Below are 23,884 nucleotides of genomic sequence, written 5' to 3' on the forward strand. Positions count from 1 at the left end.
TCGCGCGATGCCATGGGCGCCGCGCGACCGGCACCCGAAACGATACGGAGATTTCCATGTCAATGACCCGCAACACGACCGGATGGCTGGCCGTGCGCCGCGAACTGACGACGCGCGGCAAATGGACGCTCGGCCTGGCGTCCTTCCTGCTGCCGTTCGCCGTCTGGTGCCTGATCAGCTATGTGCCGTTCGTCTGGCATCCGCAGATGCGCATCACGAATCCGGGGAGCGTCGACTATTTCCAGGCCGGCATGCAGATCGATCGCGAAGTCTTCGACGACGAGCTCGCGCATGCACGGGAGATGCATACGGCCGTGCCGGAGGGCGTGCGCGCGAATCCGGTCTACCTGCCCGCGCCGCACCAGGTGTTGCGCGCGTTCTACACCGCGTTCACGACACCGCCCGCATCCCGCGACGGCGTATGGCTGCACGAGAGCCTGTGGCACAGCATCCGGATCATTTTCTGGGGCTTCGTGATCTCGTCCGCGATCGGTGTGCCGCTCGGCATCGTCTGCGGCACCTTCAGCGCGCTCGCGAGACTACAGGAGCCGTTCCTGGAGTTCTTCCGCTACCTGCCCGCGCCGGCGTTCGGCGCGCTGATGGTCGCGATCCTGGGCATCTACGACGCACCGAAGATCGCGATCATCGTGATCGGGACGCTGTTCCAGCAGGTGCTGATCATCGCGAACACGACACGCAAGCTCGAATACGGGCTGTTCGAGGCCGCGATGACGCTCGGCACGAAGAAGCTCAAGCTGCTCACCCACGTCGTGATTCCCGGTGTGCTGCCGGACCTGTATCGCGACCAGCGGATCCTGCTCGGCTGGGCGTGGACTTACCTGATCGTTGCCGAACTCGTCGGCACCAGTTCGGGCATCACGTGGTACATCAGCCAGCAGGCGCGCTACCAGCATTTCGACAACGTGTATGCGGCGATCCTGATGATCGGGGTCATCGGCCTCGGGACCGACATCGTGCTCGGGGTGCTCGGCCGCAAGCTGTTTCCGTGGGACCGCACGCTGAAAGCGTGATGCCCTTTGATTCGCAACCGTCAACCGATTTCCGCAGAGGGCATCATGCAGAATCCGCAAGCCGTTCCCGAGTACCTGATGCAGTCCGACGCGGTGCGCGAGCGCTTCGCACGACTGAAAACCCGCGACGTGATACTCGACGTGCGCCACGTCGGCAAGCGCTTCGCGACGCCGCAGGGCGAGTGCGTCGCGCTCGACGACATCAGCTTCCGTACGCACCGCCGCGAATTCGTGTGCGTGATCGGCCCGTCCGGTTGCGGCAAGTCGACGCTGATCCGCATCCTGGCGGGGCTCGAAGCGCAGACAAGCGGCGAAGTGCTGCTGGACGGCAAGCCTGTGCAGGGGCCGGGCGCCGATCGCGGGATGGTGTTCCAGGGCTATACGCTGTTTCCGTGGCTCACCGTGAAGAAGAACGTGATGTTCGGTCTCCGGATGAACGGGAGCAGCAGCGGCGAGGCCGAACGCGAAGCGCTGCAGTGGCTCGATCTCGTCGGGCTGACGCGTTTCGCCGACGTGTATCCGCACCAGTTGTCCGGCGGGATGAAGCAGCGCGTGGCGATCGCCCGTGCGCTGGCGAACCGCCCGCGCATCCTGCTGATGGACGAGCCGTTCGGTGCGCTCGACGCGCAGACGCGTGCGCGGATGCAGACGCATCTGCTCGACATCTGGCGCAATATCGACGTGACGATCCTGTTCATCACGCACGATCTCGACGAGGCGATTTTCCTGGCGGATCGCATTCTCGTCCTCAAGGCGAATCCGGGCGCGGTGCAGGAACTGATCGAGGTGCCGGTGCCACGGCCGCGCGATTATTCGCAGGTCAATTCGCCGGCGTTCGTCGCGACGAAGGCGCGGCTCGAAGCGCTGATTCATCCGAAGGAGGCCGTGCCTGCCGATGACGACGACGGTGTGAAGCCGCACATGATCCGGATGACGGACGTGTCGGACAACGTCGAGTAGACCGGGACGGGGAACGGCCGGGCGATCGGCACGGGCGCGGTCGGGCGCGTGCCGGAGGCGACGTGTTCGGGCTCTGTCCACGTCGGTAGTCGTGGCCGACGGCCCAGGGCTGGCGCGTCTGGTCTTGGCCGCCCGCGTCGCGGCCTCGATCCTGATCGAGCCGCACCTGGAGGAGTTCGGCACGCGTTTTTTCGCGCTCGGCCTAGAACTGGTCATGGACGACAGCCTGGCCAACATCGTGGCGGACGGATGCGATGTCGGCATCCGGATCGGCGAGAGCCTCGCGCCGCACATGATTGCCGTCTCCATCACGCCGTCACTGGAGAGGGCGGTGGTCGGCACGCCGGCGTATTTCAGGGGCCATGGCGTACACGCGACGCCGGCCGATCAGCAGCGCCATTCATCCGTGCATCGGACGACTCGCATGTCATCGGTCGCATGATCCGGATCGGGGGATGATGCGGATGAAATGGACGCCGCGCACGGTAGTGCATGCGCCCTGGAAGCGCTCCCGCCGGGGTAGCCGACCGGAAATGCGAAGTCCGGCGTCGGTGCAAACCGGGTTCCGGAATCCGGCCAGGTAATACGTCCTTTCACCGCGACCCGCTGGTTAAGCTACGGCAACAACAGCAAGTGCACGGTGCTGCCGGCCTGGCCGAGCTGAATGTCGGTCACGACCCCGTCGACGCATGGCCGAGCGCTGGACCGATCGGTCAGCGGGTCGGCGGGGCCGTACTCAGCTTCTCCGACAGCATCCGCTCGTACACGCCAAAGTGCAGATCGACCTCCTTTTGCGTGACCGGGGTGACCGTGATGTTGATCTGGTCGGGCAACAGGCCCAGCACAACCGCAACCGCGGCTTCAAGTTGCGGTGCACAAACCTTGTCCTCCGCCATCGTCGTGCCGACCAGCACGTCGTAGGTCTGTTCGTGCCGGCAGACGACCTCGACGAGTCGCGCCCGCGCGCTCATGTTGTTGTCGATCGCGAGTCTGACGACCTCGGTCACAGTGCGCATCGTCTCGGTCGGAAAGCCCTTCGTCGAGCGCAGCCGGATACGATGCCTGCCCAGCGTAAGCCAGTCCGTGTCGAATTCCATGGCGTCCTCCGCATGCAGTTCCAAGCCGCTGCGATGATAGGTTCCAGCACCGGAATTTCAAGTGCAAAAATCTGCCGACGCACCTTGAAATTTTTCGCGGAGTGCCTATCTTAGGTTTCGCTCAGGCAGACGCGCGGGCCTCCGGATCCCGCGCGCTGCGTGTTTCGATTTGTTTGCCGACAGTCTGGCAGGCGAACTGGAGCGCGTAGGCCCGTTCGCCTCCCGACTGCATTCAAGGAGGATACGATCATGAGCGATCTTTACTTCGGAACCGACCTCTTCAGCGAGTTCGACCGCCTGCAGCAGCAGATGGCGCAACTCCTCGGCGGCTTTCCGTCCAGCATCCGCGCTGGCCGGCTTGGCGCGTTTCCTCAGATCAATATCGGTGCGACCGACGAGTCGATCGAGATCGTCGCCTTCGCCCCGGGCATCAACGCCGCCGAACTCGACGTATCGATCGACAAGGGCTTGCTGACCATCAGCGGCGAACGCAAATCGACACAGCCCGGCACTGGCAGCGAGACGCGTACGTATGCGCAGGAGCGCTTTGCCGGCGCCTTCAGGCGCGTCATCGAGCTGCCCGACACCGCCGATCCCGACAAGGTCCAGGCGCGCTACGAAAATGGCTGTCTGTCGATCAGTGTCGGCAGGCGTGAATCGTCCAAGCCGCGCGCCATCACTATCCGGTAATCCGAGGAGCCGATCATGAATGACACGACCCAACTGGCCGAACGCGGCCCGTCCACCGTGGCACGTCGCGACACGGAACAGCCCAAGCGCCGGATCACGCTCGTACCGGCCGTCGACATATACGAGGACAGCCAGGTCGTCACGCTATGGGCGGATCTGCCCGGCGTGACGAGGGACAAGCTGGACGTCAAGGTTCACGACAACAGCCTCTCGATCGAGGCCGAGGCGGCGGTGCCGACACCGGCAAATCTGCGGCTGCAGCATGCCGAGGTCCGCGAACCGCATTTCGCCCGGACGTTCACGCTGTCACCGGACTTCGATACGTCAAGGATCGAGGCGAGCCTTCACGACGGGGTGCTGAAGCTGACAATCCCGCGCCGCGACGAGGCGCGCCCACGGCGCGTTGAAGTCAGGACCAGCTGATCCTTCGGCAACGGCAGGTCGGCAACCAGGGCGGCAGCGATCGCGCTGCCGCCTGCGCGGACCAGGAGCAGCGGGGGGCGGGTGTCTGATGTTATGCAGGAGTCCTGGAAAGGACACGTGATCGATCTCCGCGCTATTCCCGTGCGACCGATCGTGACCCGCCTGTCCGCACTGGACGGCTACATCGCTATCGTCCGGATGGTCCGAATCGAACGGAACGATGAGGTGTTGGCCGACCGGCATCTGCCGCGTTTCAGCAAACGCTGGACAAGCGCGGGCGAAGCGCGGCGCGATGCGGTCGAGTACGCGGTGAAATCAGATTGAAGCTGAATCGGAGGACGCCATGAATACCGATTTGAAAAAGTGGAACCCCTTCAAGTTCCTTCGCGGAACTGCCCGCAAGTCCGATGCGGAAGGCGCGGAAAGCACGCCGACAGGCGAACAGTGGCGGGCTTCGTGGCCCGACATCCCGCGATTGTTCTCACGTGACCCGTGGCGTGCAATGGAGGCGTTCTTTCACGACCCGTTTGCAGGCGGTGGCGCGCTCGAACGCTGGTTTGGCGACTTCAGCTCGTCGCGCTTCCAGCCGCGCATCGACGTCGTCGATGAGGGGCAGGTGCTGCGCGTGACCGCCGAACTGCCCGGAATGGAGCGCGAAGATCTGAAGTTGAGCGTCGAGGATGGAGCAATCGTGCTGCGTGGAGAGAAAAAGCAGGATGTGCGCAGCGAGGAAAACGGCTGCTACCGGCTGGAGCGCGCCCATGGAAGCTTCATGCGCACGATCCCGATGCCGGAAAACGCTGATCCCGACCACACCCTGGCAAAGTTTGATAACGGTGTACTCACGTTGACCGTGCCGAAATCGGAGCCGGTGCAGTCCGCCGGTCGCTCGATCGATATCGGCTAGGGCAAGCACGCCAAGAACCCGCATCGCCGGGCTCGCTTCGGGTGCAACACGTTGCAGGAGGTGTCATATGCAAACGGACAACGTCATGGAGTATCACGGCTGCGAGGTCCGGCCGGTGGTAACCGTCACCGGAAACAGCCGCTACGCGGCGGCGGCCATTGTCACCGACCGGGCCGGCGAGACACGCACGCTCGGTGTCGATGGCGATTTCGCCAACGCCCAGGAGGCACGCGATGAAGCGCTGGAGCTTGCCGTCGCATGGATCCAGCAACGTTCGGTCGTTTCAGAGCGGTATGTCCGGCGGATCTAGCGTGCCGGTCGAAAAAGCCGGGGGCCGGGCGCGAAGCAGGCACCTGCGGAATCGATGGGCGATTCGCTCCCGGTTCCGGTGGCTACGGCCGGTTAGCGATCGTGAATACAAGCGACGGGAAAGGGTAGGGGCAATGCCGGGCCGATAACAAGAGATGTCATGACGTCACGGCTTATGATAGGGAATTGCGCTTACCTTGCTCATGCCCCTGACAGGGCGCCTCAATGGATTGCGGGAGCAAAGAACCGCGATCGTTTTTTGATCAAACAACGAGTCGAGTCGACGATTGAGCACAAAGCCGCTAACCCTGGAAAACGGGAAATACTGGGCGACGTGTCGCGAGCGAACGGTTTTCGCGGCCACGGCAAATGGATATGGTGACGTCTTTCCGGGTGCAGAGGTGATCGTCAAGGACGGATGGGCTACCTTTACCCGTGACGGCGTCGAAGTGTGGAACTGCAGTGCACGCTATGCAGCCGCACACTTCGACGTTCAGACTGCTTAGGAAAATCCGCACATGAGCCAGCTTGTTCAGATTGCGCCCGGCGTTGTGTTCTCATCTGATGTGCTTGGCGTCGATTGGGCGCGGAAATATCGACAGGACGACGGCGATGCTCAGTCCACGAACCGGCAGGACTTGGCGGTAAACGAAAGCGATCAGGCAGGTCGCACAAGCATGCCGGCTCAGTTGTCGTTGTTGTAGAGAACCGCCGATCGCAGGCACCTTGCGTCTGTCGCGCCTTCGCGTTGCCGCCGACGTTCGCTCCTGCGTCGATGCCCGACGCCGGCACCGGTTTCTTCCGCGAGTGAGTGCCGGGCCTGACCAAACGTCAACGGGTAGCGCGCACGCGAGCGCGAGGTCGCGCTTCCGTTCCGACCGCCTCTTACGCGTCTTTCAGCCAGGGCATCTCCACGGGCGACACGACCAGTTGCCGGAATTCGCGTTTCAGATCGAAGATGAACCCGACCAGGATCATGGATTCGGCGTAAGGAATCGGAAAGACGTGCGGATTTTCCGGAGTCCGCAGGGGGCGCTCGGGCGTGTCGGCGGTCGCTGCGGCGTTCTCGCGAACGCTTTCCAGTTCTTCAGCCATGGCCGGGTCACCGACTTTCAACACACGGTTGCGCAGGTCGCTGAAGGGCTCGATGCGCGCAGCGTCTTCGTGGTATTCGGGTACTTCGTAAACGAACCAGGACATTTTCGTCTCCCATGAGAAGGGGCGCTATTCTAACGCTGCCCGAGGATCCACCGAAAATCGGCCATGTCGTGCGATGGCGGTGGGCGCTGCGAGGAAGTGGGCCTTCGAGGTGTGATCACCAATGCGTCTCCCTGAGTCACCCGAAAACCGTCGCGACCAGGAACCGATACATCGAATGGCGCTGGAAGCGCAGCAAAGTAACGACGCCCGACCGGAGCAAGTGGCGGGGACTATGCCGTGCCGCTCATCTTGACGCACAAGCGTACACGCCACGAGTTGAACGTGAAGCGTCCCGTCAACGACGACGGCGAAACGTTCAAACATCTCGCGGTGGACAGCCTTCAGCACGATGTAACCGGACTGTACCGCGCCGCTGGTTTCGGTCGAGGGATTTCAAGCCACCCAAGATGCCGGACCTTCGCGAATCGCCTTATTGCACAGCGTCACTCAATCGAAACGGTGCAGTCACTTCTCGGCCACATCCATCTTGATCATTTCGCTCCATATCTCAAGATTTCGAAGAAGGCGAGGCGCAAGGCGATGGCCGATCTCGACGGATTTTTCGCTGATGCTTGATTGTCATCCCCGTTGGGGATATAAGTCCGGAAGTGACTTTGACCGTTGAATTGACGCATGACTACGAAGGAAGATCTCGCAGCACTTCCCCAGCAGGAACTGCTGCGCGTAGCGATGGATCGACTGGGTATGACGCGAGCGGAGTTTGCCGCGCGCTTGAGCATTGCCGTGCGGACGCTGGACAAGTGGCTTCTGCCGGCAGACTCGCCAGACTCGCGCACCATGCCCGATATGGGCCGGTCATACGTGCTGGAAATCCTGCAGTGGCAGAAAATGCGGAAACCCGCTTGATTGTCCCCATTGGGGATATATACTGACGAATAGTGAACCTCGCCTTGAGAAGCAAATGCCGAATCAAACTTCCGCGCTGCTGAACACGATCGACGCCGACAAGGCGACACTCGACGCCGCGCGTCCGCTGCCACAGCACACCGTTGCCTCGCTGCGCGAAAAGTTGTTGCTCGAGTGGACGTATCACTCGAACGCGATCGAGGGCAACACGCTGACGCTGCGAGAAACCAAGGTGGTGCTCGAAGGCATCACGGTCGGCGGAAAATCCCTTCGCGAGCACTTCGAGGCGACAAACCATCGTGACGCGATCGTCTATGTCGAGGACATCGTGGCGAAAGCGGAGGCACTGTCGGAATGGCAGATTCGCAACATCCACAGTCTCGTGTTGAAGGGCATCGATGCTGAAGAAGCGGGCCGGTATCGCCGCGAAAACGTGGTGATCGCGGGTGCGAGTACAACCCCGCCGGATTTCATGCATCTGCCTGCTGAAATGGCCGCGCTGATCGACTGGTATGAGGCGGCCGGAGACAGGCATCCGGTCGAGCGGGCGGCGGAACTGCACACGCGATTCGTGAAGATCCATCCGTTCATTGATGGCAACGGGCGGACGGGGCGGCTGCTGCTCAACTTCGAGTTGATGAAGGCGGGCTATCCGCCCGCGATCATCCGCAAAGAGGATCGGCTTGCCTACTACGACGCGCTCGACAAAGCATGTGTTAGTGGCGATTACGGCGACATTACGCGACTGGTTGCCGAATCTGCACAACGCTCGCTTGACACATATCTCGACGTGCTCGGGCTGCGTCATACACCCGCACCGGATACGGCTCCGCCGTCGCCGGGTTTTCGGCCGTAATCAAATATGAACTGGTTTCAGAAGAATTTATAACGAACGAACCCGTTATTGAGCGTTTGGACGCGCAGACGATCTGCATTTCGAGTCCTTCGTCTCGGTATCGGAAGGGGCGTTCAACGACATTCTGGATCAGATATCGCCCTCATACAGCAGGTCCTGAGCGGATCACGTTCTCGCGGGCGACGACACGTGCAATACGCACGCGCAGATCGAGCACATCGAAATGTCTGGGGCAGAATTCACCGGTCTCGCCGTGCAAGCGCCGCGCGGCGACACGCGCGTCACGGGATCACGAGCGACCGCGATGGGCGCCGGCCGGAAACGTGCTGCCGACCCATCGAGGTCGCGCGGGGATAGCAGGGAGCCTTGATTTTGCTGCGTTTTATCGGGGCGTAGATCGAACCAGATCCGCCAAGGCTTACCACGCGGCACCTGAAACAATACTCAGCGGTATCAGTCGCTTGCTGAATGGCCCTTCCGCACTTCTGATACCTGCCCTGAATGAATGTGCCGCCTGATTGGAATAGTGGGTGGCCCTCGGAATAGGGCGCTATTGAAACAAAAGTCCGTGCCGCCGATAACTGTCAACATTGACAGGGATTGCTTCAAATCGAGTTCTTGCCGGCTCGACGACAGCACCACCTGATTGAAGACAGGCAGATGATTCCTCAAGCGTGACGCCATTTCGCCAACGTGGGCAGCTCGCGTTCGGTGGCCGTATCGTCCAGACGGGTCCAGCTATAAAACGTGCCGTTCCATCCCGGAACGGGCAGGGGCGCCGCGCATTTGACGTCGGCGAGGCCCGGCCGATAGGCCTGCGATGGCCAGAACAGCGGCATGATGCTGCGCGCCTCCATCCCTTGGCGCAATTCGGCCGGACCGTTCGCGTCGGCCACGATATCGCAGTGAAACGACCAATCCTCTTCGTTCCAGGCGAGAAATACACTCGGCGCGCCCGCGGCGTCGAACATCAGCACCGCGTCCTGATTGGGGCGCCAGTAGTATTCGACGATGCCTTCCCGCGCGGCCACCTCGTCGATCAGTTTGACGATCCTCGGATCCCGGTAGGTCGACCCTGCTTCATGCAGGCTGATGTGCCCGCGAGCCGCGCAGTGCTTGCGTTTCGCGTTGTCCAGCACGGTTGCCAGCTTGCGTGGCATCTCGACGTCGGTTTTCTTCAGAAAGCAATCGATCAGTCCCGCGTTGAACGCGTCCACCGCCTCGCGCTCGTCGGCAACGCCGGTGAGCAGGATTTTCATGCAGTTTGCGTTGCGGATGGAGGAAAGAAGCTGGATGCCGTCGACCTCCGGCATTGAAAAGTCCACGACCACCGCGCCCACCGCCTCGAATCGGGCGGGATCGGTGAGCGCATCCTCGCCGATCGCATTGCCGCCTTTTTTCTCCGCACCGAAATAGTCCGCGGCCGTTGGTGGCATCTCCACGTCACGCGACGACACGAAGTCGAGCGCCACCCGGGGTTGCGTGAAAAAGCGGTTCAGGTGTTCGTCCGGAAATGCGCCCCGCAGCGCCTGCAGGAAATCCGGATTGTCGTCGACAAACACCACGGACACGGGATAGAGCACCGGCTGCCTGACGAAGGTTTGCATACGAGTGTCGATAAATCAGCAGAAAAAGATTCGATAACGGAGACGCGTTTCCAAAAATGACGGCCGCGTTGCATGACCGCGCCAATTATCGGGCGAAAGTGGGATTTACATCAACCATTTGTCAACCACTAATTTGGCATGTATTGACCGAAGCGCTCAACAGAATTGCACGGCGAGAATCTGGCCATTCCTTCTCGTTGAAGGAATGCGCCGCTACCGCCAGTAGCGATTCAAGGAGTTATCCATGTTGACGCAAGACGCGATTCTTCACGTCCTTTCCAACGAAACGGCACATCAGTCCGAAAAAACCTTCCACCACGTGGTCGACATTTACCTCAAGGATTCCAATGCCTTCATGAATACCTATTTCGCACGCTACTTCGAATGGCAGGGCGTGTGCCGTGAACGCTGGTTTCACGAATGCATCCACAACAACCTGCTGGCGGCCGGCGGGTCGTTCGTGACGAAGCGCGCGCATCAGGAATACGTCCAGGAGACGTTTCCGTTCCAGCGGGTCGACTGCTTCCTCAATACGTTCGAGGTTCGGCAGTGTTCGGCGTATCTGCTGTTTCGCTTCTACGTCGACGGGCGGCAGGTGTCGCTGGGGTACCAGCAGATCGTGTTTGCCGGGCCCGACAAGCGGATCAGCCGGTTTCCGGCGGGCATCATCGAGCGCGTCAAGGCGTATGAACTGATCCTGCCGTCCGCCGCGAACTGAAGGTGAGACTGCCTTACCCGATGCGATAGTGCCGGGTGGGCGCCGGCGGATCGCGCAATGCCTGGTCCGCCGGCGAACCGGGCTCCGGCAGCCGAATCGTGAACGTGGTCCGCACGCCGGGGATGGATTCACACGCGATGGCGCCGCCGAGCGCTTCGCATGCACGACGACAGAAGCTCAATCCCATGCCGGCGCCGCACCCGTGCGACTTGGTCGAGAAGAAGGCGTCGAAGATTTGAGGGAGCACCTCGGGAGCGATGCCCGGACCCGTGTCGCTGAAACGCACCACGCAGTAACCGTTGCTGCGATGCGCGTCGATCTCGATCTGCCCACGGCCGCTTGCGTCGATCGCATACAGGGCGTTTTTCAGCAGGTTGAAGATGACGAAGATCACGAGCGAGTCGGTTCCGGAGAACCGGAGGTCCGGATCGATCGCGCCGACCGACACGCGGTCGCGCTCCCCCGGACGGAAGGGAAAGCGATCCACCGCGGCGTCGACACAGGCCCGTATCGGATAGGCCGCGAAGCCGTGGCGATCGAGTCGGTCCAGTGTAAAGGACGCCAGCGACATTTCGACCACGGTGCTCGTGGTGTCGACCTGGCGCCGGATCGACGATGCGAGCGTCGGCAGCCGGTCCAGCTGCCCCGGATACAAGCTGTCGGCGCACAACCGGTGCTCCACCGCCAGCCGATACCCGCGCAGCAGCGCCGGCAGGACGTTGCGCAGCTCGTCCGCATGCAGGCCGATCGCCGCCAGCGGCGTGGCCACTTCGTGCGCGACCGTCGCGGCCAGGAGATAGGGGCCCATCAGGCCATAGCGGACGATCGACGTCGCGAGAATCCCGAGACTCATCGCAATGAACAGTACCCCCACCGGATAGAACTCGACGCCGTAGTTCACCGCGTAGTCGGTGGCCGCGAGCGAGTAGAGGCCCAGGCTGACGAGACATTGCGTGAGCAGTTGCCGGACATCCCGCGCGCGCGTCTGTCGTCGTGCCTCGATCAGGAGCCAGCCGCTGCGGCCGACCAGGAGGACGGTCTGCACGACGTGCAGCGGATGCAGTGGGCCCGCCTTGGGATACGGGCCGAAGAAATGCAGGCGGAATCCATCGACGACCCCATTGCCCGTGACCAGCAATATGGCCAGCAGCACGCAGAGGCCGTAGGAGGCGAACATGAACGGCCGCTCGTCACGACGCGACACGATCTCCGTCACGAAATGATAGAAGGTCGTCGGCAGGAACAGGATGAACAGATAACCTGCTTTGACCAGCAAGTTGGCGACGTCCGCGTCGGTCGTCTGGAACAGGAAGGCCCACGTTCCCTGCCAGACGAAGGTCGCCGCGCACATCAAGGCGAACGGGACGGATACCCGCGTGAGGCCCTTGGTGGCCAGCACGTAGAGGCCGAACCCGAGAAACAGCGCAGAGACGAACGCGGGCAAGATCGAGTACATGATGCGTGAATCCACAATGTTCACTGGTCGCGCACCACTGTACTGTCCTGGCCGGTGCCGGTTGCGAGAGTAGCACGCAGCGGCAGGCGAGCGAGCGCGGGCGAGTTTGTCCACGAGGGTTTCGCGCATCTCGATTGCGGATCGTGCGCGTGGCGGATCCTGAATAGGATAATCGATCGCCGTCGTGATCAGGAACTGGCCATGGGCTAAAACTTTGCCGCATGCGAACCATGCATTCACGATTGCATTCGTTATTGCGATCGCGCGAACTATCGCCGTGACAAATGCCGGGAACCGCGCAGTAACAAACGCTGCGGCCGATCGGGTGAAGCGGGAATTCGAACAATGCAACAATTTGCCGCAGCCAACTGCTCGATCAGCGGATGAGCCGTCGTCGATTTTCAAGCTATTTTTAGAAGCAATCGCGCCGATCGAACACGAAATCCATGGCAATCGACCGACGCGATACATTTTTCCGGGAACCCGCGTTTTCTGTCATGGAAAAATGACGTTAGCCGGATAGCAGATGCATGCTTGCGGTAAACGCCGCGGGCTACGCATTAACACCGAGTTTCGCGAATATTTCGCGATGCTCGAAAATCGCACGGATTATCGAATCAAATTCGATGCCCATGGCCGCGGCACGGCCATCATGGAATCAGCATGACTTTTTTGCGGTCCGCGACGTCCTGGATGACCTTAAACCTGTCCAGCTCGCGCATCGTCATCGTGATCCGTTCCAGCCATCGCAGCCTCCGGCGCTGGATTCCCAGCGGCCGATCAGCTTACGATGGGTCGAAAAGCGGACATTACAACTTGGGGTCCCTTCGATCTCCGTGCATTTTTCCGGTTACAGGTCGCTTGGCCCAGCAATGCCTTGCCTTGCAGCCCTAAATAGAAATCTTTAAGAATCAGTGCGTTACTGACTACCCTGTTCTGAGGGCAATAAGGAGATCGATCATCTCCTCGATGTGTCGCATGGATAAACGTCGCACTTTGGACGTCTGGCGGGGCATTTCTGAATCGAGGGCCGCCACCGGACCCCATCGCTGCGTTTTCTACGTGCTCCTTCGACAAATTCGCGTGCACGAGCGACGTCAATGCCTCTTCCGCCGGTGCGTTGGCCGCAATGCCGGCCGACACGGCGACGGTTTTGGCCCCTGCACGGTCCGCCTCCTCGGCCAGCATCGCGTCGCGTGACGGGGAGTGGGCGTAAAAGCCACCATGCGTCAGGTCGGCTTCCTTCATGATGTCGGCGACACCGGTGCCGTCATAGCCGCTGCGCCGGATCGCGCGCGCGGCACGCTCCGACAATGCGTTGGTTGGTCAGTTCCTTGCGTCGGGATGCGGTTCGTGGAAACAGCTGCGCATTGAAATGATGTGTATCAAATACCAGTTCCGCGTCTAGGCGCGGATCAGCAGGCGCTACCGTCTCATAGTTTATTCGGGCCTCTTGCCGACGCTCCCGCTGGCGGGGCTGGCGAGGCCCCATGCCGGGCGGCCGAACGAGCAATTCGGCCCGGGATGCCTGGTCGTGTCAGGTCCCTCTTCGTTTACGTGTCGGCGCGGTCGATTCGACTTCCTGTGTGCTCGCCCGCACGCCTACGACGCGGCTCGTGGCGGCCTCGACGCTCGCGCGCGTCGCGCCGAGGCCGACGACCAGGTTGTTGCACATCGGCACCAGGATCTCCGAAGGCGGATCCGCCACGTCGGCAAAGTGACCCGCCAGCTCGAGTGTGACGAATCCATGCACCGCGCCCCAAAGTTGCAGGCCAATGTGAACGGGATCGGTTTGCCGCACGCACCCGGTTTCCACCAGACGAGCGCATGTATCAACCAGAAGGGCAAATGCCGCCTTGAACGCTGACGAATGTACGCTCGGGACCGCATTCGCGCCAGCCCGAGCCGGACCATATCTGCTGTGGATTGAGAGGCCGAACATCAAGTCGTACAAATGCGCATTGCATCGTGCAGCATCCCGATGCGCCAGCGCCATCGCGCACAGATCGGCCAACGGATCGTCAGTTTTTGGAACCTGTTCGAATGCGGCGACCAGCCTTCGAAGCCCCTCGTCGGCAACGGCCCGAAGCAATTCCGGAACACCGCCGAAATAGTTGTAAACGCCGATCGTGGACAGGCCTGCTTCGTTCGCTACCGAGCGCGCCTTGACTTCGGAGGGCCCATTCGTCGCAAGCAAACGAATCGTCGCTTCGATGAGACGGGTACGGACATCAGGGTTTGACCTATCAGTGGACATATTGCGGAGGCCTCATAACGAAGTTATTCTACCAAATAACGAAGTTATAGATAGTGACCTCGAGCGGGCAAAAGGCTGAATGGACGTCATGCCCGTCACGCAGCCCTCGATGACAGACATGCAGCATTGGCTTTGTATTAAGTAATGCGAAACGATAGGAAAGAGCGCTTGAATTCGCTGTGTCGGCGCTTTCCCTTCGCGCAGCCAATGCGACGCTGAAGGCCGTCATTGTCTGCCACGTGGAACCAGCGGCGAATGCCTGCAACAGCGTGAATTTCGATCATCGAATCGAAGCCGCCTCGAGAGGCGCGTGCCGTGATAGACCCACGAAGAGCGTATCGGCTCTTCAAGTTTCAGAGGATTCGGAGATGAAAATGACACCTGCGATGCCCGGGCGCCTCGATATCGAAGCCCGAGGCACCGTATTGATCGTACGGCTGGACGGCGGTCCGCTGGGGCTGATGGGACTGAACATGGCCAACGCGCTCGCCGCGCTGGTGGACAAAGTGGAATCTGACGATTCCGTCAAAGCAGTCGTCCTGACAGGAACGCATCCGGGGCGATTCATCGGCCACGCGGACGTTCGTTGGCTGCAGGAGGGTGGCAAGAGCATACCGGAAGTGGGGCTGGGTCTTGCCTCCGCGATCGCGCGCGCCTCCGCCGCAGTGCGACGCGTGCCTCCGCTGGCGGCCGTCGCCTCCGTCACGCCGATGGAGGGCGGGATGCAACTGGATGCATTGCACGACACGTTCCTGCGGATGAATCGGTGCGGGATCATCTTCGTTGCCGCGCTCAATGGGTCGGCGCTCGGCCTGGGCAGCGAGCTTGCACAGGCGTGCGACGTCCGCCTGATGGCGGATGGTGATTTCTTCATTGGGCAGCCGGAAATACTGCTCGGCATCAATCCCGGCGGCGGCGGCACGCAACGCCTGACTCGACTGGTGGGCGCCCATCGTGCCCTCATGATGATGCTCGAGGGGCGCCCGGTGCAGCCGAGAAAGGCGCTCGAAATCGGCCTCGTTGATGAAGTGGTATCGCCCGATGAACTGCTCGATCGGGCCGTCGAACTTGCGCGATACATGAGTTCCCGTCCGCGTGACGCAATCGCAGCGATCAAACGGGCGGTGTACCTCGGCGGCTCCATGTCGCTTGAAGAAGGCCTGCATGTCGAGCGCACGGAATTCATTTCTATCTCGCCGACCGAGACCGCGCAATCCTTGATGGTCGAATACCTCGAACGTACCGCTCGCGACGGTGATCTGCCGTTGTACGACCCGGCCGTCTACAAGGAAGCGCTCGAGAGCGGCCGTTTCCCTTTGCACAGCAATGGTTCAAAAAAATGAGCACCCTTTCAATCCCACAGACGCCTCACCGGTTCACGCGCCGGGAAGTGCAGTTCGTCTCCGGCGAAACTTACTGCACCGCGTGGCTCTACCTGCCGGTCGGCGTGCAGCGGCCGCCGGTCGTCGTGCTCGGGCACGGGCTCGGCGCGGTTCGAGAAATGCGTTTGGATGCCTATTCCGAACGGTTTGCAGCGGCAGGCATGGCCGCATTGGCGTTCACGTATCGTTATTTTGGCGACAGCGGCGGCACACCCAGGCAACTGATGTCTGTGAAACGTCAGCTTGCCGACTGGGACGCGGCACTGAATTTCGTCAAAGGGTGTGCCGACGTCGACGGAAACCGCGTCGCGATCTGGGGGAGTTCCTTCGGCGGGGGGCACGCCATTCGCGTGGCCAGCCGTCATCCCGAACTGCTGGCAGCGATTAGCCAGTGTCCGTTTACAGACGGTCTGGCCTCCGCGGTTGCGTTGGGCGTGCGGGCATCGATGCGCATGACCCCTGTCGTCATGCGTGATTTCGCGGCGAAGCTGTTTGGCCGTTCGCCCGTGATGGTGCCGATAGCCGCCACGCCCGGCCAGCCGGCATTGATGAACGCACACGATGCGCTGTCGGGTTATCTGGCGCTGGTGCCCAAGGGGCTGAAGTTCGTCAATCACGTATCGGCGAGAGTGATTCCTGAAATTGCGACTTACCGGCCCGGACGCTCGGCTGCGAAGGTCCGGTCGCCCATCCTATTTTGTGTCAGCACGACGGATACGGTTACTCCGGCGGATCGGACCATCGCGCTGGTCAAGCACGCGCCGCGCGGCGAAATCAAGCTGTACGGTGCCGGACATTTCGACTTCTATCTGGGCGAGCCCTTCGAACGCCTGGTGTCTGACCAGGTTCGCTTCTTGACCGAACACCTGCTCGGATCCTCGGCGCGCTGATTCGGACGCCAAACGTACCAAACTACCTAGAGAGAGCAATGATGCGCTTTTCCAAACTTCCCGACCTGCGCGCGGCGTCGGCGCCCGACGCGCCATGTATCGCGGATGCCTCTACCGCCCTGTCCAACAGGGAGTTTCACGCCCGGGTCGTCGAGGCGGCAGAGGTGTTCGCGAATCTGGGCGTAGGGGCGGGAGACGTCGTCGCGGTCATGCTGCCGAACCGGGTGGAGTTCGTCGTGGCGATGTTCGCCGCATGGCGTCTGGGCGCTGCAGTCACGCCTGTCAAGCCCAGTCTGACGAGCAAGGAGGCTACCCATCAAATCGTCGATTCCGGCGCGAAGCTCGTCATCGACGTGGCCGGTGACGAGGTCGTTCCCGGTATTAATTCCGTGGCGGTTGCAGCACTGCGGAGGGTAGCGCGCGACACCCGGGAGCCGTTCGACAATCCTGCGGCATTGGCATTGCTGATCTACACGAGCGGCACGACCGGCCTACCCAAGGGCGTGATGCTGGATCATGCCAACGTCGAAGCCATGTCGGAAATGGGACTGCGCTCGCTCGACGTCACGTCGGCGGACCACAGCATGCTGGTTTTGCCGCTGTTCCATGTCAACGGCATCATGGTCAGTACCCTCATGCCGCTTCTCGCCGGTGGCCGCGTCACGCTGCGCGAGCGGTTTGACATCGACACATTCTTCGACGATGTCGAGCGATGTCGACCGACGTTCTTTTCCGGCGTACCGACGATCTACGCGCTGCTCAACGCGCTGCCAGACCATGTCAAACCCGACACGTCGAGCCTGCGGTACGGGATCTGCGGCGCGGCACCCGCGCCTGCGGATCTACTGAAAAGCTTCGAGACCCGCTACGGGTTTCCGTTGATCGAAGGGTACGGACTGTCCGAAGGCACCTGTGGCTCGACCATCAACCCGTTCGACGGCGTGCGCAAGGCCGGTACGGTTGGCCTGCCATTCGCCGGTCAACGGATTGCGATCGCCGATCCTGACGGAACGCACTTGCCGCAGGGTTCGACTGGCGAAGTGCTGATCCAGGGCCCCAACGTCATGCGTGGCTATCTCGGCAGGCCCGAGGAAACGGCGAAGACCATTGTCGACGGCTGGCTGCACACGGGTGACATCGGGCGTGTTGACGAGGACGGTTACCTTTCCATCGTCGGACGCTTGAAAGAGATGATCATTCGCGGCGGCGAAAACATCTATCCGAAGGAAATCGAAGACGCGTTGTCCGAATTCCCGGGCGTGCTCGAAGCGGCTGTGATCGGCGCCGCCGACGAGACGTTCGGCGAAATCGTCATTGCGTACGTCGCATCCCGCCCGGGATTCACGTGCGTGGAGGCCGAACTGCAGGAACACTGCGCGGTCCGTTTGACGCGCTACAAGCGACCCGTGGCGATCAACGTCGTCGACAGCCTCCCCAAGAACGCGGTGGGGAAGATCGACAAGCTGAAGCTGCGCGACATGTGGTCGACCGCCAGCAGATGACCCTGGCTGGCAAGCCGGGAACGGCGCTTGCCTCGAGAGGGAACGCGCCACAGGCGCGTTTACGATCACCGCGACCGTGGTAAGCCGGCCCGCAATCTGTCCGACACGTGTTATCGCGCTCCTTGCCGCACTGTTTCTGGATCTCCGACCGATGAAAGAGCCTATCGACATGAAGACGCACTTCACCGTGGCGCACGACCGTCGAGCGCCGCGGCCGCCAGTTGACGCCCGCAGTCCGGACGCCCGACCCTCGATCTTCGTGACAGGCGCAGCTTCGGGGATCGGCCGCGCGTGCGCCGAGCTGTTTGCGCGGCACGGATGGTTTGTCGGCCTGTACGACATCGACGCGGACGGCGCAGCCACAGTCGCTGCCACCCTGGGCCAGCGCAATGCAGTTTCTGGCGCACTGGACGTGAGCGATCCGCAAGCATGGCAGCGAGCGCTTTCGTCATTCTGGACGAGCAGTGGTGGACGGCTCGACGTGCTGCTCAACAACGCCGGAATACTCACGTCCGGGCGATTCGAGGACGTGCCGTTGACCCGACACTACGCGATGCTGAACGTCAACGTCCGGGGCATGGTTACCGGCTGCCATAGTGCGTTCCCGTATCTGCGAGAAACGCCACGTTCCCATGTCATCAATATCGCTTCGGCGACTGCGATCTATGGCCAACCGGCGCTCGCGACCTACTCGAGCACCAAATTCGCCGTGCGTGGATTCACCGAAGGGCTCGATCTCGAGTGGGCCGAATTCGACATCCGCGTGAGCGATATCTGGCCGAGCTTCGTCAACACCGCGATGGCTGACGGCTTCAACCAGCTCCATAGCGCGAAATCGCTCGGGATTCGGCTCGTGCCGGCCGACGTCGCGGCAACCGTGTGGGCCTGCGCGACGAGCAGAAGCTTGTTCCATCGAACTCACTGGACCGTCGGCTTGCAAGCGGGAATGCTGGCGCTCGCCACGCGACTCGCGCCGTCCGCACTCACGCGGTGGGTCGTCCGGCGCATTGCGCAGTGAGCGGAACCTCGATCCGGCGCTCGCGCGTCAATTCGATTGCATTCGCGCGGCCGACAACACGTTGAGGTTCGAGGCCGGATCGTGGATGTCCCGGATTGCCCGCCGGGAAAGCAGCGCCCGATGAAACATGGAGAAGGGGAATTTAATTTGATTAGCACTACATTCGATTACGACTGGATTGTGATCGGTTCAGGATTCGGCGGCAGTGTTTCGGCGCTGCGCCTGGCGGAGAAGGGCTATCGAGTTGGCGTAATCGAGCGCGGCCGGCGCTTTCGCGACGAAGACCTGCCCGAATCCGCGTGGCAACTCGGCAGGTTCCTGTGGGCACCCATGCTCGGCCTGAAGGGCGTCATGCGCATGCGCGTGTTTCGCCATGTGTTCTTTCCCAGTCAGTCGGCGGTCGGCGGCGGCAGCACCGTCTACGGTGGCGTGTTGTACCGTGCCCGTCGGCGCTTCTTCGACGATTCGCAGTGGCGAGAACTCGGTGACTGGGAGCGACTGCTCGAACCGCACTACGCGGTGGCCGAGCACATGCTCGGCGCCAGGACCGTGCCGTTCGACTCGACCAATCAGCGTTTGGCACGGGAAATGGCGCGGCACTTCGGCAAAGAGGACGGCTTCGTTCTCTCTCCCACCGGGGTGTATTTCGGAGAACCGGACAAGACTGTCAAGGATCCCTATTTCGGGGGCGAAGGCCCTGATCGCACCGGTTGCACGCGCTGCGGCGCCTGCATGGTGGGATGTCGGGTCGGTGCCGTGAATACGTTGACGAAGAACTACCTGTGGTTCGCAGAGCGGCTCGGCGTGCGGATCGCAGCCGAGCGCGAGGTCGTCGACGTGAGTCCGCTGGGGGCCGCCGACGGCAGCGACGGGTATCGTGTGGTCACGCAACGCCCCGGCGCTTTACTGGTCCGCCGGGATCGCAAGGTGCATACCGCGCGTGGCGTGGTTTTTGCGGGCGGGACACTGGGGACCAACGAGCTGCTTGCCACCTGCAAGCTCAGCGGTTCGCTGCCGCGGATCAGCAACCGCCTCGGCGAGCTGGCGCGCACCAACAGCGAGTCGGTGCTGAATGTCCGTCTTCCCAAGGATCTGAAGACCTGGAACGACGTCACGGCCAGCAGCAGTGTGCGCCTGGACGACGACACCCAGATCGAGTTCCTCACGTATGGCCGCCACGCCGACCTCATGGGCCTGATGTACACGGTCCTGGTCGGCAAGGGCAATCGCCTGACCCGGCCGTTGAAATGGCTCGCCAACATCGCTCGACATCCGTGGCAGTGGCTCAGGACGTTGTGGCCGGCGGGATGGAGCCGCCACATGGTCACGCTGCTGGTGATGCAGGCGCTGGACAACGCGATCGTGCTGCGCGCGAGGAAGCGGTGGATAGGGCGGGGTTACCGCCTCTCAACCGAACAGAATCGCGACCGCCCCAATCCGACGTACATCGAAATCGGCAATCGGGCAGCCCAATGGCTGGCCAGCCGCACCGGCGGTGTTGCTCAAAGCAACGTTCTGGAAGCGCTGGCCAACATCCCGACCACTGCCCATGTGCTGGGCGGCGCCGTCATCGGCGCAAGTTCCGCGTGCGGCGTGGTCGATAGGCACATGCGCGTGTTCGGATATCGGAACTTGCTGGTATGCGACGGTGCGGCAATGCCGGCCAATCCCGGAGTCAACCCGGCATTGACGATAACTGCACTCGCCGAGTACGCGATGGCGCAGATACCGGCAGCGAGCCCGGAGCGGCTCGATGGATCGTCCGAGCGCGAGGCCGCGCGATGAACGAAGTCGCCGGATGAAGCCGGACGTGTCACGCGTGGGCTTCGCGTGACGTGACTCACCGAATCGGATCGCCGATTGTCATCGAAAGTTGATCGGCACATTCACCGAGTGTCGTGCGATGGCAAACCACGGCAAAAAATTGCGGACGCATGTCGATGCGCGCTGGATAGCGCCGGCCGGCCAACCTCGCAATCGCCGTGCCGCTTCACTCAATCAGTCACATATGCCAAAACCGGAGGAGACAGGATGTTGAAGAATAGAGCTTTTGCAGTTACCGCCGTGCTGCTGACGACCACGACTGCGCACGCGCAGAGTGCGGGAGACCTGGTCGTGAACGCCGGCTGGTTTCACTTCGCGCTGCAGGATTCCAGCCGACCGCTCACGGTTTCCGCATTCGGCACGAGCGCGACCGTTGCAGGCACTGGCGCGTCGGTCGACGATTCGGATACCTTCGGGCTCACCGCGACCTACTTCATCACCGATCACATTGCCGCAGGCGCCGCGCTCGGCATACCACCGAAGTACCGGCTGACGGGCACGGGATCCCTCAGTGCGCTCGGCCGGATCGGTTCTGCATACGAGTGGAGCCCGGCGCTGCTACTGAAATACTTCTTCAACGATGCCACGAGCAAATTTCGTCCTTACCTTGGCGCGGGCGCGTCGTACGTCTGGTTCAGCGGAGTGAAACTGGAACCTGCGACTGCCAGCGGTGCTTTCCTGTATTCGCCGACGTTCGGTCACGCGCTGGAAGGACCGACCACCGCAAGGCTGAGCAGTTCGTTCGCGCCGGTTATCAATGCGGGACTCAGCTACAACATCAACAAGCACTGGTCGGTCGATGCATCGCTCTCCTATATGTGGCTTTCTTCCCGGGCCACGCTGACGACGCAGTCGCCGCGTGGCGTCGTGACCAGCAGTACGAAGCTCAAGCTCAATCCTGTCGTTTCGTTTGTATCCGTCGGGTATCGGTTTTGATGATCACTCGTGTCGTACGAGGCGGGGACACACCGTGTCCCCTATCGCATGAATCGAGCGCGGGAAGCGAGCGGCAGGTTCGTGCCGGTCGTGGTGCGGCATGCCGATGAAACCCTCGTTCGTGCGTCTCCATTTCGAATTCGCGGGGCGCGCGACATTTTGCCAACTCATGCAGCCGCCTCGAACAAAGCGGCGGACGAATAACCCAACAGGATGACGCGTTATGCATTCTTCGAACCATGTCGACACAAAGCCCGCCGGCGCAGTCAAGCGCGGCTGGGCAAGCATGACAATCGCAGGCGCACTGCTGACATGTGCGATGCCGGTTTTTGCCGACGTTTCCGGCACGCCGGTCGGCATATGGCAGACGATCGACGATCACACTCACCAGCCCACCGCACTGGTACAGATTACGCAGAACGGTGACGGTACGCTCAGCGGCAAGATAATCAAGGGACTGAATGCAAACAACTCGCCCGATCGCCGCTGCACGCAGTGTACGGATGAACGCAAGGACCAAAAGATCCAGGGCATGACTGTCGTCCGGGGTATGCGGCAACAAGGCGACGGATGGGACGGTGGCAGGATCCTCGACCCGATGAACGGCAACGAGTACAGCTGCAAGATGCGCGTCGAGGCCGGGGGGCAGAAGCTTGTGGTGCGCGGCTATATTGGCGTGTCCTTGCTGGGCCGCTCGCAGATCTGGACCCGTCATGGCGATGTCGCCGAATCGGGCGCGCAGAACTGATTTCCTGGACAGCGAGCAGCGTGTTGCACATGTCAGCTGCATGTGGTCACACGCGCTCCCTGGCCAGTCAAACGCATGAGCACTCTGCCCGAATCGCGTCGCCGCGCGTTTTCGCGACGCAGGCCGGGAGAGCAGGGCATGGCGTGTTTGATGACACGAGGAGGCTGGACAAATTGAAAGCGCTGGTATGCAAGGCATTCGGGCCTATCGATCCCGTCGGCGAGGGCGTCGACAATTGGCAAATCGGCGACGCAGTGGTCGGCTCGACTAGCTACGGCGCATTCGCCGAATACTGTGTCGCCGACGCGCGCCATCTCATGAGACTGCCGGCCGGCATGGACTTTGATTCGGGTGCATCGTTCATGCTGACCTACGGCACATCACTACACGCGCTGCGGCATCGTGCCTACCTCGAATCCGGCGAAACACTGCTTGTAATGGGGGCGGCTGGTGGGGTCGGTCTTGCTGCGATCGGGATCGCGAAGGCGATGGGCGCACGCGTCATCGCCGCGGCATCGACGCGCGACAAACTGGCGTCGTGCCGCGACTCGGGAGCGGACGAAACGATCGACTATGCCCAGTCATTACCGAGCGCATTCCTTTGGGAGGTGCGGCCGATGCTATGGCCAGGATGGCGGCCCGAGAGGTGACGGGCAAGATCATCGTCCATCCGGGAACATGATCGCGCTTGGGCGGCAGGAAACGCCGCCCCGGATGGATCGGCGCTCCAGACGGATCCCAAAGTACGCCATGGGAATCGCGCTTTCGAGGAAACATGGAGGATATTGAGCGCCGAATTGCGAGCTGTTTTGATGGACTACTGAGCCAGGAATTCGAGCGCTTTCGGGACAAAGTCGTCGTGGAACTGAAATATCGCTCCGTGGCCGGAATCCGCGTAGATGACGAAACGGCTGTTGGGCAGACGTCGCGCTAGGTCTTCGGAATCCTTGCTCGGGATCATCCAGTCGTTATCGCCGTTGGCGACGAACTCGAAGCACTTCGCGACGGACAGGTCCGCGGGTTCTTTCTGCCCCCAGGACGGGCCTATCCGATCTTTTGTGTGTCATGAAGTGCAGTGGAATAGACAAGATGAATTCACCGAGGGCTTACCGGAGGTATCCGGAATTTCGTGTGTGAGGCAGGTTAAAACTCAGATTCCGATACTAAAGCGCTCTGGGTAAAGCAGCGCGAACTGGGTCATCGCGC

Annotated in this window: 26 protein-coding genes and 2 pseudogenes; 22 read left to right on the plus strand and 6 right to left on the minus strand. The window is 61.7% G+C overall.

Features of this window, described 5'->3' with window-relative positions:
* Positions 1-56 precede the first annotated feature (56 nt).
* The 3 genes from ABIC51_RS14515 to ABIC51_RS14525 all read left to right on the plus strand — a co-directional run bounded on the left by ABIC51_RS14515 (position 57) and on the right by ABIC51_RS14525 (position 2,433).
* Positions 57-1,031: an ABC transporter permease gene (locus ABIC51_RS14515; RefSeq protein WP_175899514.1), complete on the plus strand. Its 975-nt coding sequence runs from the start codon at positions 57-59 to the stop codon at positions 1,029-1,031.
* Between the two features lie 45 nt (positions 1,032-1,076).
* A complete protein-coding gene (locus ABIC51_RS14520; protein ID WP_021158111.1) occupies positions 1,077-1,991 on the plus strand; it encodes an ABC transporter ATP-binding protein in 915 nt (304 codons plus the stop codon).
* 124 nt (positions 1,992-2,115) lie between these two features.
* A complete protein-coding gene (locus tag ABIC51_RS14525) occupies positions 2,116-2,433 on the plus strand; it encodes a type 2 periplasmic-binding domain-containing protein (RefSeq protein ID WP_175899512.1) in 318 nt (105 codons plus the stop codon).
* Positions 2,434-2,704: 271 nt separating this feature from the next.
* Here ABIC51_RS14525 and ABIC51_RS14530 read toward each other — a convergent pair whose 3' ends face one another.
* Positions 2,705-3,088, minus strand: a complete 384-nt coding sequence (locus ABIC51_RS14530; protein WP_021158088.1) for a hypothetical protein — start codon at positions 3,086-3,088, stop codon at positions 2,705-2,707.
* 249 nt (positions 3,089-3,337) lie between these two features.
* On the opposite strand from ABIC51_RS14530, the gene ABIC51_RS14535 reads away from it, so the two are divergent.
* The 6 genes from ABIC51_RS14535 to ABIC51_RS14565 all read left to right on the plus strand — a co-directional run bounded on the left by ABIC51_RS14535 (position 3,338) and on the right by ABIC51_RS14565 (position 6,121).
* Positions 3,338-3,778: an Hsp20/alpha crystallin family protein gene (locus tag ABIC51_RS14535; protein ID WP_027792687.1), complete on the plus strand. Its 441-nt coding sequence runs from the start codon at positions 3,338-3,340 to the stop codon at positions 3,776-3,778.
* Positions 3,779-3,793: 15 nt separating this feature from the next.
* Positions 3,794-4,201, plus strand: a complete 408-nt coding sequence (locus tag ABIC51_RS14540; protein ID WP_027792686.1) for an Hsp20/alpha crystallin family protein — start codon at positions 3,794-3,796, stop codon at positions 4,199-4,201.
* Positions 4,202-4,318: 117 nt separating this feature from the next.
* Positions 4,319-4,525 carry a hypothetical protein gene (locus ABIC51_RS14545; protein ID WP_226128582.1) on the plus strand — a complete coding sequence of 69 codons (207 nt, stop codon included), beginning with the start codon at positions 4,319-4,321 and terminating at the stop codon, positions 4,523-4,525.
* Positions 4,526-4,544: 19 nt separating this feature from the next.
* The gene (locus tag ABIC51_RS14550; protein WP_059699327.1) at positions 4,545-5,108 is read left to right on the plus strand and encodes an Hsp20/alpha crystallin family protein; all 564 of its coding nucleotides are present in this window, start codon (positions 4,545-4,547) and stop codon (positions 5,106-5,108) included.
* Between the two features lie 67 nt (positions 5,109-5,175).
* Positions 5,176-5,418, plus strand: coding sequence for a hypothetical protein (locus ABIC51_RS14555; RefSeq protein WP_059699325.1), 243 nt, complete (start codon positions 5,176-5,178; stop codon positions 5,416-5,418).
* 517 nt (positions 5,419-5,935) lie between these two features.
* The gene (locus ABIC51_RS14565) at positions 5,936-6,121 is read left to right on the plus strand and encodes a hypothetical protein (protein ID WP_119336727.1); all 186 of its coding nucleotides are present in this window, start codon (positions 5,936-5,938) and stop codon (positions 6,119-6,121) included.
* A 181-nt stretch (positions 6,122-6,302) separates the two neighbouring features.
* On the opposite strand, the gene ABIC51_RS14570 is transcribed toward ABIC51_RS14565, so the two are convergent.
* Positions 6,303-6,617, minus strand: coding sequence for a hypothetical protein (locus tag ABIC51_RS14570; protein ID WP_027792681.1), 315 nt, complete (start codon positions 6,615-6,617; stop codon positions 6,303-6,305).
* Positions 6,618-6,899: 282 nt separating this feature from the next.
* Between ABIC51_RS14570 and ABIC51_RS14575 the strand changes: the two genes are divergently transcribed.
* The 3 genes from ABIC51_RS14575 to ABIC51_RS14585 are packed head-to-tail and all read left to right on the plus strand — an operon-like array spanning position 6,900 to position 8,340.
* Positions 6,900-7,193 carry a site-specific integrase gene (locus ABIC51_RS14575; RefSeq protein WP_175899510.1) on the plus strand — a complete coding sequence of 98 codons (294 nt, stop codon included), beginning with the start codon at positions 6,900-6,902 and terminating at the stop codon, positions 7,191-7,193.
* Positions 7,194-7,250: 57 nt separating this feature from the next.
* Positions 7,251-7,484, plus strand: coding sequence for a hypothetical protein (locus tag ABIC51_RS14580; protein ID WP_060316699.1), 234 nt, complete (start codon positions 7,251-7,253; stop codon positions 7,482-7,484).
* A gap of 55 nt (positions 7,485-7,539) precedes the next feature.
* Positions 7,540-8,340 carry a Fic family protein gene (locus ABIC51_RS14585; protein WP_059699319.1) on the plus strand — a complete coding sequence of 267 codons (801 nt, stop codon included), beginning with the start codon at positions 7,540-7,542 and terminating at the stop codon, positions 8,338-8,340.
* Between the two features lie 668 nt (positions 8,341-9,008).
* Here ABIC51_RS14585 and ABIC51_RS14590 read toward each other — a convergent pair.
* A complete protein-coding gene (locus tag ABIC51_RS14590) occupies positions 9,009-9,947 on the minus strand; it encodes a response regulator (RefSeq protein WP_060196831.1) in 939 nt (312 codons plus the stop codon).
* Positions 9,948-10,191: 244 nt separating this feature from the next.
* Between ABIC51_RS14590 and ABIC51_RS14595 the strand changes: the two genes are divergently transcribed.
* Positions 10,192-10,665, plus strand: coding sequence for an acyl-CoA thioesterase (locus tag ABIC51_RS14595; protein WP_021158078.1), 474 nt, complete (start codon positions 10,192-10,194; stop codon positions 10,663-10,665).
* Positions 10,666-10,678: 13 nt separating this feature from the next.
* Here the strand turns inward: ABIC51_RS14595 and ABIC51_RS14600 are convergent, their stop codons facing one another.
* The gene (locus tag ABIC51_RS14600) at positions 10,679-12,121 is read right to left on the minus strand and encodes a sensor histidine kinase (protein ID WP_059699316.1); all 1,443 of its coding nucleotides are present in this window, start codon (positions 12,119-12,121) and stop codon (positions 10,679-10,681) included.
* A 184-nt stretch (positions 12,122-12,305) separates the two neighbouring features.
* Here ABIC51_RS14600 and ABIC51_RS14605 point away from each other — a divergent pair, with 184 nt between their 5' ends.
* Entirely contained in the window at positions 12,306-12,644 is a 339-nt protein-coding gene (locus tag ABIC51_RS14605) for a hypothetical protein (protein WP_175899508.1), read from the plus strand.
* Positions 12,645-13,068: 424 nt separating this feature from the next.
* Here ABIC51_RS14605 and ABIC51_RS14610 read toward each other — a convergent pair.
* Positions 13,069-13,451: pseudogene (locus ABIC51_RS14610) on the minus strand (TetR/AcrR family transcriptional regulator); the annotation flags it as partial.
* Positions 13,452-13,658: 207 nt separating this feature from the next.
* A complete protein-coding gene (locus ABIC51_RS14615) occupies positions 13,659-14,378 on the minus strand; it encodes a TetR/AcrR family transcriptional regulator (protein ID WP_175899507.1) in 720 nt (239 codons plus the stop codon).
* A 368-nt stretch (positions 14,379-14,746) separates the two neighbouring features.
* Here ABIC51_RS14615 and ABIC51_RS14620 point away from each other — a divergent pair, with 368 nt between their 5' ends.
* The 8 genes and pseudogenes from ABIC51_RS14620 to ABIC51_RS14655 all read left to right on the plus strand — a co-directional run.
* Complete coding sequence (locus ABIC51_RS14620) at positions 14,747-15,721, plus strand: enoyl-CoA hydratase/isomerase family protein (protein ID WP_096476065.1); 975 nt, start codon at positions 14,747-14,749, stop codon at positions 15,719-15,721.
* The gene (locus tag ABIC51_RS14625) at positions 15,718-16,650 is read left to right on the plus strand and encodes an alpha/beta hydrolase (RefSeq protein ID WP_175899505.1); all 933 of its coding nucleotides are present in this window, start codon (positions 15,718-15,720) and stop codon (positions 16,648-16,650) included. The genes ABIC51_RS14620 and ABIC51_RS14625 overlap by 4 nt, the downstream gene beginning before the upstream one ends.
* A 38-nt stretch (positions 16,651-16,688) precedes the next feature.
* On the plus strand, positions 16,689-18,152 hold the full coding sequence (locus tag ABIC51_RS14630; protein ID WP_208451266.1) for a class I adenylate-forming enzyme family protein: 1,464 nt from the start codon (positions 16,689-16,691) through the stop codon (positions 18,150-18,152).
* 151 nt (positions 18,153-18,303) lie between these two features.
* A complete protein-coding gene (locus ABIC51_RS14635; RefSeq protein ID WP_226128584.1) occupies positions 18,304-19,170 on the plus strand; it encodes an SDR family oxidoreductase in 867 nt (288 codons plus the stop codon).
* A gap of 120 nt (positions 19,171-19,290) precedes the next feature.
* Complete coding sequence (locus ABIC51_RS14640) at positions 19,291-20,955, plus strand: GMC oxidoreductase (protein WP_096476067.1); 1,665 nt, start codon at positions 19,291-19,293, stop codon at positions 20,953-20,955.
* 246 nt (positions 20,956-21,201) lie between these two features.
* Entirely contained in the window at positions 21,202-21,930 is a 729-nt protein-coding gene (locus ABIC51_RS14645) for an OmpW/AlkL family protein (RefSeq protein ID WP_175899502.1), read from the plus strand.
* Positions 21,931-22,153: 223 nt separating this feature from the next.
* Positions 22,154-22,678 (plus strand): DUF2147 domain-containing protein, encoded by a 525-nt coding sequence (locus ABIC51_RS14650; protein ID WP_096476069.1) that lies wholly within the window; start codon positions 22,154-22,156, stop codon positions 22,676-22,678.
* Between the two features lie 200 nt (positions 22,679-22,878).
* Positions 22,879-23,256 (plus strand): annotated as a pseudogene (locus ABIC51_RS14655) (zinc-binding dehydrogenase); the annotation flags it as partial.
* Positions 23,257-23,884: the final 628 nt, after the last annotated feature.

Origin of the sequence: Burkholderia sp. 572, from assembly GCF_040545135.1 — a bacterium.
Taxonomy (GTDB): domain Bacteria; phylum Pseudomonadota; class Gammaproteobacteria; order Burkholderiales; family Burkholderiaceae; genus Burkholderia; species Burkholderia cepacia.

Excerpts from the sequence above, each read along its gene's own strand:
- ABIC51_RS14515 (WP_175899514.1), top strand. The coding sequence starts at position 57 with ATGTCAATGACCCGCAACACGACCGGATGGCTGGCCGTGCGCCGCGAA.
- ABIC51_RS14520 (WP_021158111.1), top strand. The coding sequence starts at position 1,077 with ATGCAGAATCCGCAAGCCGTTCCCGAGTACCTGATGCAGTCCGACGCG.
- ABIC51_RS14530 (WP_021158088.1), bottom strand. The coding sequence starts at position 3,088 with ATGGAATTCGACACGGACTGGCTTACGCTGGGCAGGCATCGTATCCGG.
- ABIC51_RS14535 (WP_027792687.1), top strand. The coding sequence starts at position 3,338 with ATGAGCGATCTTTACTTCGGAACCGACCTCTTCAGCGAGTTCGACCGC.
- ABIC51_RS14540 (WP_027792686.1), top strand. The coding sequence starts at position 3,794 with ATGAATGACACGACCCAACTGGCCGAACGCGGCCCGTCCACCGTGGCA.
- ABIC51_RS14550 (WP_059699327.1), top strand. The coding sequence starts at position 4,545 with ATGAATACCGATTTGAAAAAGTGGAACCCCTTCAAGTTCCTTCGCGGA.
- ABIC51_RS14555 (WP_059699325.1), top strand. The coding sequence starts at position 5,176 with ATGCAAACGGACAACGTCATGGAGTATCACGGCTGCGAGGTCCGGCCG.
- ABIC51_RS14565 (WP_119336727.1), top strand. The coding sequence starts at position 5,936 with ATGAGCCAGCTTGTTCAGATTGCGCCCGGCGTTGTGTTCTCATCTGAT.
- ABIC51_RS14570 (WP_027792681.1), bottom strand. The coding sequence starts at position 6,617 with ATGTCCTGGTTCGTTTACGAAGTACCCGAATACCACGAAGACGCTGCG.
- ABIC51_RS14580 (WP_060316699.1), top strand. The coding sequence starts at position 7,251 with ATGACTACGAAGGAAGATCTCGCAGCACTTCCCCAGCAGGAACTGCTG.
- ABIC51_RS14585 (WP_059699319.1), top strand. The coding sequence starts at position 7,540 with ATGCCGAATCAAACTTCCGCGCTGCTGAACACGATCGACGCCGACAAG.
- ABIC51_RS14590 (WP_060196831.1), bottom strand. The coding sequence starts at position 9,947 with ATGCAAACCTTCGTCAGGCAGCCGGTGCTCTATCCCGTGTCCGTGGTG.
- ABIC51_RS14595 (WP_021158078.1), top strand. The coding sequence starts at position 10,192 with ATGTTGACGCAAGACGCGATTCTTCACGTCCTTTCCAACGAAACGGCA.
- ABIC51_RS14600 (WP_059699316.1), bottom strand. The coding sequence starts at position 12,121 with ATGTACTCGATCTTGCCCGCGTTCGTCTCTGCGCTGTTTCTCGGGTTC.
- ABIC51_RS14615 (WP_175899507.1), bottom strand. The coding sequence starts at position 14,378 with ATGTCCACTGATAGGTCAAACCCTGATGTCCGTACCCGTCTCATCGAA.
- ABIC51_RS14620 (WP_096476065.1), top strand. The coding sequence starts at position 14,747 with ATGAAAATGACACCTGCGATGCCCGGGCGCCTCGATATCGAAGCCCGA.
- ABIC51_RS14625 (WP_175899505.1), top strand. The coding sequence starts at position 15,718 with ATGAGCACCCTTTCAATCCCACAGACGCCTCACCGGTTCACGCGCCGG.
- ABIC51_RS14630 (WP_208451266.1), top strand. The coding sequence starts at position 16,689 with ATGATGCGCTTTTCCAAACTTCCCGACCTGCGCGCGGCGTCGGCGCCC.
- ABIC51_RS14635 (WP_226128584.1), top strand. The coding sequence starts at position 18,304 with ATGAAAGAGCCTATCGACATGAAGACGCACTTCACCGTGGCGCACGAC.
- ABIC51_RS14640 (WP_096476067.1), top strand. The coding sequence starts at position 19,291 with ATGAAACATGGAGAAGGGGAATTTAATTTGATTAGCACTACATTCGAT.
- ABIC51_RS14645 (WP_175899502.1), top strand. The coding sequence starts at position 21,202 with ATGTTGAAGAATAGAGCTTTTGCAGTTACCGCCGTGCTGCTGACGACC.
- ABIC51_RS14650 (WP_096476069.1), top strand. The coding sequence starts at position 22,154 with ATGCATTCTTCGAACCATGTCGACACAAAGCCCGCCGGCGCAGTCAAG.